12 protein-coding genes, 1 tRNA gene and 1 other RNA gene are annotated in these 13935 nt (G+C 34.0%); all 14 read left to right on the top strand.

Annotated elements, in window-relative coordinates; all coding sequences use genetic code 11:
* Positions 1–13: 13 nt before the first annotated feature.
* The 14 genes from BMZ74_RS03175 to rnpB all read left to right on the top strand — a co-directional run bounded on the left by BMZ74_RS03175 (position 14) and on the right by rnpB (position 13892).
* Entirely contained in the window at positions 14–1114 is a 1101-nt protein-coding gene (locus BMZ74_RS03175; protein ID WP_089859589.1) for a DUF3048 domain-containing protein, read from the top strand.
* Between the two features lie 32 nt (positions 1115–1146).
* Positions 1147–1587 carry a cytidine deaminase gene (locus BMZ74_RS03180; RefSeq protein ID WP_281244069.1) on the top strand — a complete coding sequence of 147 codons (441 nt, stop codon included), beginning with the start codon at positions 1147–1149 and terminating at the stop codon, positions 1585–1587.
* Positions 1577–2458 (top strand): GTPase Era, encoded by an 882-nt coding sequence (gene era / locus BMZ74_RS03185; RefSeq protein WP_089859594.1) that lies wholly within the window; start codon positions 1577–1579, stop codon positions 2456–2458. Before BMZ74_RS03180 ends, era begins: the two co-directional genes overlap by 11 nt.
* A gap of 140 nt (positions 2459–2598) precedes the next feature.
* A complete protein-coding gene (deoC, locus tag BMZ74_RS03190) occupies positions 2599–3282 on the top strand; it encodes a deoxyribose-phosphate aldolase (protein ID WP_089859597.1) in 684 nt (227 codons plus the stop codon).
* 17 nt (positions 3283–3299) lie between these two features.
* Entirely contained in the window at positions 3300–4082 is a 783-nt protein-coding gene (recO, locus tag BMZ74_RS03195; RefSeq protein ID WP_089859600.1) for a DNA repair protein RecO, read from the top strand.
* 86 nt (positions 4083–4168) lie between these two features.
* Positions 4169–5017, top strand: a complete 849-nt coding sequence (locus BMZ74_RS03200) for a glycine--tRNA ligase subunit alpha (RefSeq protein WP_089859603.1) — start codon at positions 4169–4171, stop codon at positions 5015–5017.
* A 5-nt stretch (positions 5018–5022) separates the two neighbouring features.
* A complete protein-coding gene (gene glyS, locus BMZ74_RS03205; protein WP_089859606.1) occupies positions 5023–7086 on the top strand; it encodes a glycine--tRNA ligase subunit beta in 2064 nt (687 codons plus the stop codon).
* A 24-nt stretch (positions 7087–7110) separates the two neighbouring features.
* A complete protein-coding gene (locus tag BMZ74_RS03210) occupies positions 7111–7917 on the top strand; it encodes a pyruvate, water dikinase regulatory protein (RefSeq protein WP_089859609.1) in 807 nt (268 codons plus the stop codon).
* Positions 7918–7928: 11 nt separating this feature from the next.
* Positions 7929–8942, top strand: coding sequence for a deoxyguanosinetriphosphate triphosphohydrolase (locus BMZ74_RS03215; protein WP_089859612.1), 1014 nt, complete (start codon positions 7929–7931; stop codon positions 8940–8942).
* Positions 8943–9150: 208 nt separating this feature from the next.
* Positions 9151–10944, top strand: a complete 1794-nt coding sequence (gene dnaG, locus BMZ74_RS03220; protein ID WP_089859615.1) for a DNA primase — start codon at positions 9151–9153, stop codon at positions 10942–10944.
* 1 nt (position 10945) lies between these two features.
* Positions 10946–12040 (top strand): RNA polymerase sigma factor RpoD, encoded by a 1095-nt coding sequence (rpoD, locus tag BMZ74_RS03225; RefSeq protein WP_089859617.1) that lies wholly within the window; start codon positions 10946–10948, stop codon positions 12038–12040.
* Positions 12041–12188: 148 nt separating this feature from the next.
* Positions 12189–12265 (top strand) — tRNA-Ile (locus tag BMZ74_RS03230).
* Positions 12266–12368: 103 nt separating this feature from the next.
* Positions 12369–13490, top strand: coding sequence for a Nif3-like dinuclear metal center hexameric protein (locus BMZ74_RS03235; protein ID WP_089859620.1), 1122 nt, complete (start codon positions 12369–12371; stop codon positions 13488–13490).
* Between the two features lie 67 nt (positions 13491–13557).
* An RNA gene (gene rnpB / locus BMZ74_RS03240) (RNase P RNA component class A) lies at positions 13558–13892 on the top strand.
* The last annotated feature ends 43 nt before the right edge of the window (positions 13893–13935 follow it).

Consider the following 13935-nt stretch of genomic DNA (forward strand, 5'->3'; position numbering starts at 1 on the left):
TTGAGGTGAAAAGATGAAGTTTAAATGTAAAATTATGGCAGTTATTATTTTGCTGCTGCTTGTTTTATTAACAGGATGTACTAAAAAAGATGATTCACCAGCAGCTATACCGGTTGAAAAATCAATTGATAAAAATAATACTTCTGATTCTCAGCAGGTAGATAAACAGTTAGATCAGTCAGAAGAAGTACCAGACGAAATAAGCGAAGACTCTGAGCTTGAGCAAGATAGTTACTCTTATAAAGCTAAGTCACCATTTACCGGGCTTCCTCTGCAAAAAAATTATTATCAAAGAGCATTGGCGGTATCGATAGAAAATTCTCCTGCTGCCAGACCACAGACTGGTCTTGCTCAGGCAGATATTGTTTATGAATTTATGCTGGAAGGTGGTATTACACGATTTTTAGCTATTTATTGGCCTGATATCCCGGCTAAAATTGGTCCAATCAGGAGTGCCAGGCCGGCTTTAATTGAAACAGCAACAGACTATGATGCGCTTTTCTTACATGCTGGAGCCAGTCCAGATGGATTTGCAATGTTGAGTCAGGGAAATGTTTTACATCTTGATCAAATTTATCAGAGTAATTATTTCTGGCGAAGTAGTAAAAGGAAAGCGCCTCATAACCTATACTCAGGCAAACCAGTTTTACAGGATTATTTAGCTTCTTTACAGGCCAAAGAATATCCCGAACAATTTAATTTTTCAACTGTATCTTTGCTAGAAGATTTTACTAAAGCAGAAAATATAACAGTTGATTACTGGGGAAGTTATTCTGTTTTATATAAATATGATGCTTTACATAATATTTATTTTCGCTACCTAAATGATGTTTCTAACCCACATTTAAATGAGGCTGGTGATCAGCTAACAGCTAAAAATATTATTATTCAATATGTAAATATGAAAACCAAAGATTCTGCTGGCAGGCAGGATATTGATCTTAATTCAGGCGGTAAAATTGAACTTTTTCGGGATGGAACTGTTATTGAAGGTAATTGGATTCGTAAAAATGGTCGGATTAACTATTTAAATAAATCAGGTAAAGAAATAGAATTAAATCCTGGTCAAACCTGGATTGAAGTAATTAATACTGGAGCTGAAATTATTTATTAAACTTATTATTTGGTTTCAAATTTTTGAAAGAGGTGTCTTTTATGGAAAAAAAATTAAAAGATAAAATGTTTAAACTTGCTCTAACAGCGCAAAAAAATGCCTATGTTCCATATTCTAAATTTCCTCTGGGAGCTGCTGTTTTAACTGAAGATGGGTCTATTTATACAGGTGTAAATATTGAAAATGCAGCTTTTGGCTTAACTAATTGTGCAGAACGTTCAGCTATTTTTACAGCTGTTTCTGCTGGTAAACAAAAAATTGAGGCTTTAGTATTAGTAAGTTCTACTGAACATCCAATTACTCCTTGTGGTTCTTGCCGTCAGGTTATCAAAGAATTTGCTGATCAAGAAATTGAAATAGTAATGATGACTGAATCTGGTCAAGAATTAACAATGACCAGTACTGAATTACTGCCGGGAGCTTTTACAGATGATTCTATGGAAAAAACAAGGGAGCAAATTGATGAGTTATAAATCAGGTTTTGTGACGATTATTGGTCGACCAAATGTTGGAAAGTCAACTTTAATTAATCAATTGATTGGAGAAAAAATTAATATTATTTCTCCCCGACCGCAGACAACTAGAAACAGTATTAAAGCTATTTATACAGCTGAAAATGGTCAGGTTATTTTTATTGACACACCAGGTATTCATCAACCTAGAAATGAACTGGATAATTATATGCTTGAAGCAGCTTATAATAGTCTAGAAGGAATTGATTTAATTATATTTATTCTTGATGGAAGTACTTATTGGGGTAAAAATGATCAGCTGATTTACGATCAGATTAAAAATAATAGTAATAAAATAATTTTTGTGATGAATAAAATAGATAAACTGTCTGCTCAGGATTTAGTCAAAAAGCAGCAGCAGTATAGTCAGAAAGTTGGTCAGGAAGTTATTCCAATTTCTGCTTTAAATAAGAAAAATATTGACACTCTGCTAATGGAAGTTTTTGACTTTTTGCCAGAAGGACCTCAATATTATCCAGCTGATATGATTACAGATCAGATAGAGCGTTTTGTTTTTGCAGAAATGATTAGAGAAAAAATATTTTACTTAACTAGAGATGAAGTTCCTTATGGGGTAGCTGTTATTGTAGAAGAAGTTAAAGAAAGACAAAATGATGATTATTATATTAGGGCTAATATTTATGTAGAGAAAAAATCGCATAAAGGAATTATTATTGGTAAAAATGGTAAAATGCTAAAAAAAATAGGCCAGCAGGCCAGGAAAGAAATAGAGAATCTCTTGCAAACCAAGGTATATCTTGACCTCTGGGTTAAAATTTTGAAAGATTGGCGAGAAAAAGATAATCTGCTCAAAAGAATGGGTTATAAGTAAAAACTTGCTTTTCAGATTGCCTATTTGCTGTCCTGCTAAATTTAAGAGAAAAATTAATCAAATTGCAGGACTATGCAGAACTTTGTAGAATATAATTACTGACAAAGTAAAAATATAAGAATATAAGGAGTGGTTTTTAAATGGCGATCAAACCTCGTGATATGGCTAAAATGATTGACCATACTAATTTAAATCCTACAGCTACTGTTGAGGATATTAAGCATTTATGTGAGGAAGCAAATGAACATGAATTTGCTTCTGTTTGTGTAAATCCAATATATGTACCTTTAGCAGCTAAACTTCTCGAAGAAAGCTCTGTTAAAGTTTGTACTGTGGTTGGCTTCCCTCTGGGAGCAAATACCACAGAGGTCAAAGCTTTTGAAACCAGGAATGCGATTAAAAATGGAGCCCAGGAAATTGATATGGTGATGAATATAGGGGCTTTTAAATCAAATGCCTATGAAATTTTTAGATCAGATATTAAAGCTGTTGTTGATGCTACTAAAAGTGCAGGAGTTAGTTCGGATATTATAGTTAAGGTTATTTTAGAAACTTGCTATTTAAATGAAGAAGAAATAGTTAAAGCTTGTGAAATTGCTAAAGAAGCCGGAGTTGATTTTGTTAAAACATCGACCGGTTTTGGGGATTATGGAGCCCGGGTTGAGGATGTTAGCATTATGCGCAAAACAGTTGGCCGTGATGTTGGAGTGAAAGCTTCTGGCGGGATTAAAAACTTTGAACAGGCACTTGAAATGTTAGATGCAGGTGCTAATAGATTAGGAGCTAGCTCAGGAGTTGAGATTGTAACTGCTGATGAAGAATAAGCGGGAGATGAATAATTTTGGCTGCTTTAGAAACAGAAGCTGTGGTGTTAAAGCAATTTGATTTAGGAGAGTCAGATCGTTTAATTACACTATATACAAAGGAAAAAGGGAAAATTAAGGCTGTAGCCAGGGGAGCCCGTAAAGGAAAAAAGTCACGTTCCGGGCTTGTACTTCCGTTTAGTTATCATAAATTTACTCTTTACCAGGGAAGATCTCTGGCCAGGATTAATTATGTTGATTCACTGGCTATGCATAAACAACTTAGGGAAGACTTAGACTATATGGCTTATGCTAGTACAGTTTGCGAATATATTGAACGAGCTGGATTAGAGGAAGAAGCTGATCAGGCTCTTTTTTCGCTTTTAGTTGTGATCCTGGAAAAACTAAATGATTGCTCTAAAAATGAGCTTCTTTTTTATTTTACAGTATTTAAAGCGAAACTATTGCTTCTTTTAGGTGTTAAACCTGAAATTGAAAACTGTACTATTTGTGGTTCTAAAATGAATTTAAAAGGCAGAACTGCCTTTAGTGTAGAACAGGGTGGTTCGATTTGCAAAAAATGTCTGGCCGAAAATGATAATCAATTATCACGCTCAGCTTTTTCTTTTTTTGAGTTAAATGAACTGCGTGCACTTTATAAAATAATCTTTGCTGAAATATCATTGTTAAAGCCAGATCAATTTAATTTAAATTTATTAGAAAAACTGACTGATTTGACAGAAAAATTTTTGATTTATCACCTTGATTTACAGCCGAAATCCCTGGATTTTCTTTATACACTCAGGAATTTAAATAGTTAATTTTAACCTTGTCCTACAGGATAAGGTTTTATTTTGATAAATATTAGAGTAAAGATATTTAAAAGAGTAGGAAAGGAAGTGGATTTATGGAGTTCCAGGAAATTATATTTACACTGGATAAATTTTGGGGTGACAGAGGTTGTGTAATAGAACAGCCTTATGACACTGAGGTTGGAGCAGGTACAATGAGCCCTTCAACTTTTTTAAGATCGCTAGGTGAAAAACCATGGAATACTGCTTATGTACAGCCATGTAGGAGGCCAACAGATGGTCGTTATGGTGATAATCCATATCGTCTTCAGCGCTATTTTCAATATCAGGTAATCATGAAACCTTCCCCTGATAATATTCAGGAGGTTTATTTAGATAGCTTACGTGCTCTGGGAATAGATGTGGAAAAACATGATGTTCGTTTTGTAGAAGATAATTGGGAATCACCTACTCTGGGAGCCTGGGGGTTGGGCTGGGAAGTCTGGCTTGATGGTATGGAAATAACACAGTTTACTTATTTTCAGCAGGTAGGTGGTTTTAAAGCAGATCCAGTTACAGTAGAAATAACTTATGGCTTAGAAAGAATAGCTATGTATTTGCAGGAAGTAGAGGATGTTTATGAATTAAATTGGGTGGGAGATGTAAAGTACCGTGATATTTACCATCGCAATGAAGTTGAACAATCAAAATATAATTTTGAAGTTGCTAATATTGATCATTTATTTAATCTTTTTGATATTTATGAAGCAGAAGCTGAAACTGCTCTGGCAGCTGAAATTACTCTAGCAGCTTATGATTATACACTAAAATGTTCTCATACTTTTAATCTGCTTGATGCTAGAGGAGCAATTAGTGTAACTGAAAGAACAAGATTTATTAAACGGGTAAGAAAACTGGCTCATGCCTGTGCTGCCAGTTATTTGAATTCTGGAAACCAGGAGTGATAATAATGGCTAAAAATTTGATTTTTGAAATTGGAACTGAAGAAATGCCTGCTGCTTCAATGGCAGGGTTTAGAGATGATTATTTAGCAACTGCAGTTGAACTTTTTGAAAATAATAATTTAGAATTTAAAAAAATTAAAGTTTATTCTACTCCTCGCCGGCTAGTTTTAAATGTTTTAGAGCTAGCAGAAAAACAGGCAGATAATAAAGAAATAGTTCGAGGACCAGCTGTAAATATTGCTTTTGATGATGATGGTCAGCCAACTAGAGCAGCTACTGGGTTTGCTGGTGGTCAGGGACTTAAAGTAGCTGATTTAAGCAAAAAAGATGGATATTTATATGCTGAAAAAATTGAAAAAGGAGTAGCTACTAATAAAATTTTACCAGAAATATTGCTTAAGTTAGTCAAAAAAACTCCTCTGCCTAAAGCAATGCGCTGGGGCAATGTAGAAATGGAATTTATTCGGCCTATTAAATGGTTATTAGTTTTATTTGGTAGTGAAAATTTAGCTTTAGAAATTGCTGGAATAAAAAGCAGCAATTACAGTATGGGCCATCGTTTTTTAAGTGAGGGTAAGGTCAAGATTGACAATGCTGAATCATATTTTGCGGCTCTAAAAGAAGCTTCTATTATTGTGAAGGAAGAAGAACGCAGGCAGCTGATAAATGATCAAATTGCGCAGCTGAATTTAAGTGGTCAGCCTTTAATAAGATCAGAGCTTTTAACAGAGGTTGTGGATCTAGTAGAATATCCAACAGTATTTAAAGGAGAATTTGCAGAAAAATATTTAGAATTACCAGCAGAAGTATTAATTACAGCTATGGAAAAACATCAGCGTTATTTTCCGGTTCAGAAAAAAGAAGGAGATTTAACTGCTGAGTTTATTGGAGTTCGTGATGGCGGAAATTATTATCTAGCCAATGTTATTGCTGGTAATGAAATGGTACTGCGCGGCAGACTTGATGATGCCCAATTTTTCTTTGCTGAAGATCAGAAATATGGATTTTTAAATCGCAGTCAAGATATTAAAGAGATAGTTTTTCAGCAGAAATTAGGAAGTGTTTATGACAAGGTACAAAAGCTTAAACTAATAACTGCTAATCTAGCTGATCTATTTAACTTATCTCCTGCAGAAAAACAAGCTGCTGTGCGCGCAGCTGAATTATCTAAAAATGATCTAGCAACAGAAATGGTAAATGAATTTGCTAATCTGCAGGGAATAATGGGACAGGAGTATGCACTTTTAGCTGGAGAAAATACTGCTACAGCTCAAGCAATTTTTGAGCACTATCTCCCGAGATTTGCTGATGATAAACTTCCTACCAGCAATAGTGGGATAATTTTAGCTCTTGCAGAAAAATTATTCAATTTAAGCAGCCATTTTTTATTAGGCAATATCCCTAGTGGCTCTCAAGATCCTTTTGCTCTCAGGAGACAGGCAACTGGATTTTTAAGAATAGTTTTAGATAATAAATTATCATTTAATCTAGAAAAATTACTTACCAGAACAATGAAGATCATTGATATTGTTGATGCTGATTTAAAAAATAGTATTATTGAATTAAAGAATTTTATTAAACAAAGATTGGATAATATCTTAACTGAACAAGGAGTTCGTTATGATATAATTAAAGCAGTAATAAATGTTAATGATAATAATTTACTTGATCTTAAACAGCGTGCCCAGCAGTTAATGGAGTTTCGATCTGAAGACCCAGAACTTTTTGTTGATTTCATTAGAGCATTAGTTAGAGTTAAAAATATCAGTGATAAATTGACTGATAAAATTGAAATTAATGCAGGATTATTAGAAGCAAATGAAGAACAAGAGTTATATAAAGCATTTAAAGACAATCAACAGGAGATTGAGGCTAAGTTTGCAGCTGGTGAATATCTGGCGGCTTTTTATTTATTGGTTAGCTTAAAAGATCAAATTGACAAGTTCCTGGATAATGTAATGGTGATGGTTGAACAGGAAGAAATTAAACAAAACAGATTGGCTTTATTAGCTGGTATTGCTAATTTAACAGATCCAATTCTTGATCTCGAAGAAATAGCTCTTGACTAATAACTAAAATCGAGGTGGATAAAGATGGGTAATCAGCAAACTATTATTTATGTTATTTCTGATTCAACAGGTGATACTGCCAAAAAATTGATGGAATCAGCAGCTGGTCAGTTCAAACAGCAAGATTTTACCATTAATCGTTTTCCTCATATTCAGTCACGAAAAAAATTAACAGATATAATTAAACAGGCGAAGTCAGATAATGCGGTTATTGCTTTTACCTTTGTTAAAAAAGCAATGCGGACTTTAACTAGAGAATTAGCAGCAGAAAATGAACTTGAGTATCTTGATTTGATGAGCAAACCACTTACAATTATAGCTAACCGCCTTAAGCAAGAACCGTCAGAAGAAATTGCTTTAAAATACAAATTGGATCAAGCTTATTTCAAAAGAATTGAAGCGATGGAATTTACTCTTAAATTTGATGATTTGAATGAAAAAAGAGGGATTGAAGAAGCTGACATAGTTCTGGTTGGTATTTCAAGAACTTCAAAAACTCCATTATCTATTTATTTATCTTATCTGGGCTATAAAACTGCCAATGTTCCCCTAGTCCCCGAGGTAGAAGTTCATCCCGCTGTAATGGCTAATCAGGATAATAAAGTCATTGGTTTAACTATTGACCCCTTATTATTAAATGATATTAGAATTGAACGATTAAAAAAAATGGGATTAGGTGATGATGCAACTTATGCTGCTGACAGCAGAATCAAGCAGGAACTTAATTATGCTGATTCTTTAATGGCAGAGATGGGTTGTCCGATTATTGATGTAACTGATAAAACAATTGAAGAAACAGCTGTTGAAGTACTGGCCTATTTTAATAAATAGGAGTTGATAATATGTTTTCTTGTCAGGATCAAATGGAGTGGGAGAAAGAAAAGTTATCCAGTCGAGCCTGCTTAAGCTCTGCTAGTAAAGGAAGAGCTAAAACTGAATCTGATTGTGATATTCGAACTATTTTTCAACATGATCGAGATCGAATAATTCATTCAAAAGCTTTTCGACGCTTAAAACATAAAACTCAAGTATTTATTGCACCAGAAGGTGATCATTATCGCACTCGCTTAACTCATACTCTCGAAGTAGCACAAATAGCTAGAACAGTGGCTAGGGCACTTCAGTTAAATGAAGATTTAGTAGAAGCAATTGCATTAGGCCATGATTTAGGCCATACACCTTTTGGTCATGCCGGGGAAGCTGCTTTAACTGAAATTACTGGTCAGGAATTTCATCATAATCAGCAGAGTTTGCGTGTTGTAGATCTACTTGAGAAAAGGAGTGCTGGGCAAAGAGGGCTTAATTTAAGTCAAGAAGTAAGAGATGGTATCTTAAACCATACTGGACCTAATAAACCAGCAACCTTAGAGGGGCAGATAGTACGGCTAGCAGATCGAGTAGCTTATATTAATCATGATATAGATGATGCTTTACGAGCAGGTTTAATTACTAATTCTGATCTGCCAGAAGAAGCTATTCAAGTATTGGGAGAAACTCATTCAACTAGAATTGATATTATGGTTAGAGATTTAATTAACAGCAGTTATCAGACAGCTGAAATTAGGCGCTCAGATAAAATAAAAGCAGCTACTGCTCAGCTGAGAAAATTTTTATTTGATAATGTATATATTGGCTCAGCAGGTAAGAGTGAAGAAAGTAAAGCCAAAAGGTTGCTTAAATTATTATACGAGTTATTTCTGAATAATATCGAATTAATTCCGGATGAGTATCTTGAGTTTGAAAAAAATTACCAGCAGGCAGTAATTGATTATATAGCAGGCATGACTGATCGTTATGCAATTAATTTAGGGCGGGAATATTTTCTGCCGACGCCATGGTTCGACAAAAAAATATAACTTTTTTGCAGGAATTAGTAATTAGTTAGTGAATATTATTAAATACTTGCAGTTGTAAATTTAAAATTTTAGTGTTATAGTTTTTGATCCTGGTTTGGAAACTTAAATTTTAATTAGCAAAAATTATCATTTATTAAGGCAGGACTAAAGAATTTTTTCAAGAAATATGAGACAATGGACCCACAAAATTAAGGTCAAGGTGGATAAAATGGCCAGATATACAGATACTTTTATTGAAGAATTAAAAAATAATGTAGACCTTGTTGATTTAGTAGGAGATTATCTAGAACTAAAAAAATCTGGTAATCGTTATAAAGGTCTTTGCCCTTTTCATAACGAAAAGACGCCATCATTTTTTGTTAACCCAGATAATAATTTTTATCACTGTTTTGGCTGTGGAGCTGGTGGTGATTCAATAAATTTTGTCATGGAAATAGAAAACTTAACTTTTGTTGAGTCAGTAAAATTATTATCAGAAAGAGTGGGTTTGCAATTACCTAATTTAAGTAATGAGCAACGTCACGTCTATCAGGAAAGAGAACAGATTTTTAGTTTAAACAAGCTTGCAGCCCAACTATATAATTACTTTTTAACAGAAAAAGAAATGGGCAAAAAAGCACTAGACTATCTTAAAGCAAGGGGTTTTGATTTAAAGGATATAGAAAAATTCAAGCTTGGATATGCACCTGATGAATGGCAGATTTTACTTGCATTTTTGCATAAAAGAGGTTTTAGTCTTGATTTAATAGAAAAGGCAGGTCTAGTTAATCAGGGAAAAAACAACTCGTATTATGATAAGTTTAGAAATAGAGTTATTTTTCCTATCTTTAATAACCGGGGAGAAGTTATTGCTTTTGGAGGTCGTCGTTTAGCAAAAGATGATTTTGGTCCTAAATATCTTAATTCCCCTGAGACGACTATTTTTAGTAAAAAGAAAAATCTTTATGGAATGCATTTAGCTAAAGAAAGTATTCGTAAAGAAAATACTTGTATTATTATGGAAGGTTATACAGATGTGATTCAGGCTCATAAGAATGGTTTTACAAACGCAATTGCTTCCTTAGGAACTGCTTTTACTGAAGAACAGGCTAAACTAATTAAGCGTTATGCCGAAAATGCTTATATAGCTTATGATGCTGATACAGCAGGTAATAAGGCTACTTTGCGTGGGCTTGATATTTTGAGTGCAGCTGGGGTTAATGTTAAAGTTGTTAATTTAAGTGAAGGTAGTGACCCTGATCAGCTTTTAAAAGAAAAAGGGAGAAATGCTTTCGAAAATTATTTAGCTCAAGCTTCGAGTCTGGTTGACTTTAAGATTGAAATGATAATTAAAGATAAGGATCTTGCTGATCCTGGAATCAGGTTGAGTGTTTTAAGAGAAATAATAAATTTGATTGCTGAGATTGATAATGAATTAAAAAGGGAAATTTATCTTGAACGGGCAGCTGCCAGAACTGATTTCAAACCAGATGTATTAGCAGCAGAGATAAAAAAAGAATTAAAAAATAAAAGCAGGAATTTAAAAACTAACAGAGAAAAAAAGAATAGCCGCCAGAAAAATAAAGTTGATTTAAGTAGGCAAATTTCTCAATACCAGAGAATAGAGGAAGAAATATTAGCATACTATATTAATAGAGTTGATTTGCGAGAAAAACTAGCTAATCGCCTTTCTCCAGCTGATTTTAGTGGCCGAGCAGCTCAACTGGCCAAATATTTATTTAAAGGTCAGATAATTAGCGGATCTATTTCACAAGATAAAGTAAAGAGCAAACTTAATCAGGAATTGTTATCTTACTGGTCGGAAATTTTAGTAAAACAAGAAAGTTCTTTAAGTGATAGGAGGATTTTAGAGTTAGCTGATTATTTAGGAGCTCAAAAAATAACAGCTACTAAAAATAAAATGTGTAATATTTTAGCTAGTGGAAACTTTAATTTAGATAAATTGAATAGGTTGTTAATGACTTTTTATAAATTGAACTATAATACTGAAAGGAGGGACTAAAATGGCTGATAAAAATATAAGTCCTGCTAAGATAGATGAAGTTAAGGCTCTGGTAAGCCGGGGTAAAGAAGAAGGCGAATTAACTTATGAAGATATTATGGATGCTCTAGAAGATATTGATCTTGATTCAGAAGATATTGAAAAGATCTATGATATTTTCAATGAGATGAATATTGATATTGTTAATGATAAACTTGAAGAAGATGATGATAATGATGATGATGATGACGATGATAGCGGCCTTGACTTAAGTGTGCCTAAAGGTGTAGGAATTGATGATCCTGTTAGAATGTATTTAAAAGAGATTGGTAAAGTTGACTTACTAACTGCCGAAGAAGAAGTTGAGCTTGCTAAAAGAATGGAACAGGGTGATGAATGGGCTAAACAGCAGCTTGTTGAAGCTAATTTACGTTTGGTAGTAAGTATTGCTAAAAAATATGTCGGCCGGGGAATGCTTTTCCTGGATTTAATTCAAGAAGGCAATATGGGATTAATGAAGGCAGTAGAAAAATTTGATTATACTAAAGGGTATAAGTTTAGTACTTATGCCACCTGGTGGATAAGACAAGCAATAACTCGTTCGATTGCTGATCAAGCTCGAACAATTAGAGTGCCTGTTCATATGGTAGAAACTATTAATAAACTTATTCGTGTTTCCCGTCAGCTTTTACAGGAAAAGGGACGTGAACCAAAGGCTGAAGAAATAGGGGAAGAAATGGATATTTCGGCTGAAAAAGTAAGAGAAATAATGAAAATTGCTCAAGAACCTGTATCTTTAGAGACACCTATTGGCGAGGAAGAAGACAGTCATCTTGGTGATTTTATAGAAGACGAGGATTCGCCAGCCCCTGCATCAGCAGCTTCTTATATTCTATTAAAAGAACAGCTGGATGGTGTACTTGATACTTTGACTGAACGAGAAAAAAGAGTTCTTGAGTTAAGGTTTGGCATTGAAGATGGCCGCCCTCGAACTCTAGAAGAAGTCGGTAAAGAGTTTGGAGTTACCAGGGAGAGAATAAGGCAGATAGAAGCTAAAGCACTTCGCAAATTGAGACATCCGAGTCGAAGTAAAAAATTAAAGGATTATCTAGAATAAACAAGTAAAACTGAGTAATTAATAGTAAGTTCAAGATCTTATAAATATATTAATAATATAAGCTAAAATAAATTCAAAAAAACTCTTGACCTGAAGCTATTTCTGTCATATAATTATTCTTGTCGTCACAAATATTAGATTTAGTGAAGGGCCCATAGCTCAGTTGGTCAGAGCCACCGGCTCATAACCGGTCGGTCCCAGGTTCGAATCCTGGTGGGCCCACCAGCAATTACACCCTGTTCAGGTCTTGGACAGGGTTTTTTTATTTATGTTAAAATTTTTAGTATAAATTAGTTATTATTTAAGCTGTCAGTTAGGAGGAGTAAAGATGGCTAAAGTTGCTGAAGTGATTCAATTAATGGGAGAGTTTGCACCAACTTCTTTAGCGGAAGATTGGGATAACGTAGGCTTGCAGGTTGGTGATCAAAATACTGAAGTTAAAAATGTATTACTTGCACTTGATTTAAGAGAAGGTCTCGTCCAGGAAGCAATTGCTAAAGATTGCAATCTAATTATTACTCATCATCCATTGATTTTTAAAGGTATTAAGACAGTAACAGAATCAAGTTATACTGGTCGATTAATTCGAGACTTAATTAAAAATGAAATAGCTGTATTTTCTGCTCATACTAATCTTGATATTAGTTCAAATGGGTTAAATGATTTTTTGATTAAAAAACTACCGGTTAAGAATATAGAGGTTTTAAGTTCAACTAAAAGTAAAAACTATTATAAACTGGTTACTTTTATTCCTGAATCAGAACTAAAAACTGTTAAAAATGCTCTTTATGAAGCTGGCGCAGGGAAATATAACAATTATAGTCATAGTGGCTTTTTTCAGGCGGGAAAGGGTAATTTTAAACCTCTTGCTGAGTCTGAACCATATATGGGTATTAAAAATAAAATAAACGAAGTTGCTGAAGTAAGATTTGAAACAATAGTTGCGTCTAATAAGTTAGCTCAGGTTAAGAAAGCTTTATTAAAAAATCATCCTTATGAAGAACCAGCCTGGGATTTATTTGAACTTAAAAATTTATCAATTATAGAAGGCTTGGGAAGAATTGCTGTTTTAACAGAAGAATATAAGTTTTCAGAATTGCTGCCTCTTATCAAAGAATCTTTTCAGCTGCCTGTACTTAAATATAGTGGCCAGCTTGAACAAAAAATAAAAAAAATAGCTCTTTGTAGTGGCAGTGGAGCAGATTTTATTCAAACTGCTGCTTATCAAGGAGCAGATCTTTATTTAACAGGAGATGTTAAGTTTCATCAGGCTCAATTGGCAGAAGAACTTAATTTAAACTTAATTGATTTTGGCCATTATGATAGTGAAAAACATGTTGCTGATTTATTGGCCAGAGAACTATCTAGACGAGCAACTAGAAGCAGTTTTGCTTCAGTCAAATTTTATAAATCTGAACTTAATACTAATCCCTGGTCCTATCAGGTTTAAGGATTAACTTGAGTAGATTGCTTGACATATTTAAAAACTGATGTTATACTTTTATATGGTAAAAAAATAAGTTAATCAGATGGTTGCATCTCTTTTGAGATGAGGAAAGTCCGAGCTCCACAGGATAGGATGCCGGGTAACGCCCGGTGGAGGTAACTCCCAGGCTAGTGCCACAGAAATATACCGCCTTTTAATTAAGGTAAGGGTGAAAAGGTAAGGTAAGAGCTTACCGGGTTTCAGGTAACTGGAATGCCAGGTAAACCCCATCTGGAGTAAGTCCAAATAGGGAGATATAAGGGTGATCCGCCTTTCTCCGGGTTAGGACGCTGGAGTAAATAGGCAACTGTTTACCTAGATAGATGACCATCAAGACAGAACTCGGCTTATAGATTGACTTATTTTTTTGATTATTATATTTTCAATTTTTATAAAACTCAAAAAAGAG

Origin of the sequence: Halanaerobium salsuginis, assembly GCF_900114545.1 — a bacterium.
In the GTDB taxonomy this organism is placed as follows: domain Bacteria; phylum Bacillota; class Halanaerobiia; order Halanaerobiales; family Halanaerobiaceae; genus Halanaerobium; species Halanaerobium salsuginis.

What these genes read in the sequence shown, in the direction of transcription:
- BMZ74_RS03175 (WP_089859589.1), top strand. Translation starts at nt 14, where the DNA reads ATGAAGTTTAAATGTAAAATTATGGCAGTTATTATTTTGCTGCTGCTT.
- era (WP_089859594.1), top strand. Translation starts at nt 1,577, where the DNA reads ATGAGTTATAAATCAGGTTTTGTGACGATTATTGGTCGACCAAATGTT.
- deoC (WP_089859597.1), top strand. Translation starts at nt 2,599, where the DNA reads ATGGCGATCAAACCTCGTGATATGGCTAAAATGATTGACCATACTAAT.
- BMZ74_RS03200 (WP_089859603.1), top strand. Translation starts at nt 4,169, where the DNA reads ATGGAGTTCCAGGAAATTATATTTACACTGGATAAATTTTGGGGTGAC.
- glyS (WP_089859606.1), top strand. Translation starts at nt 5,023, where the DNA reads ATGGCTAAAAATTTGATTTTTGAAATTGGAACTGAAGAAATGCCTGCT.
- BMZ74_RS03210 (WP_089859609.1), top strand. Translation starts at nt 7,111, where the DNA reads ATGGGTAATCAGCAAACTATTATTTATGTTATTTCTGATTCAACAGGT.
- BMZ74_RS03215 (WP_089859612.1), top strand. Translation starts at nt 7,929, where the DNA reads ATGTTTTCTTGTCAGGATCAAATGGAGTGGGAGAAAGAAAAGTTATCC.
- dnaG (WP_089859615.1), top strand. Translation starts at nt 9,151, where the DNA reads ATGGCCAGATATACAGATACTTTTATTGAAGAATTAAAAAATAATGTA.
- rpoD (WP_089859617.1), top strand. Translation starts at nt 10,946, where the DNA reads ATGGCTGATAAAAATATAAGTCCTGCTAAGATAGATGAAGTTAAGGCT.
- BMZ74_RS03235 (WP_089859620.1), top strand. Translation starts at nt 12,369, where the DNA reads ATGGCTAAAGTTGCTGAAGTGATTCAATTAATGGGAGAGTTTGCACCA.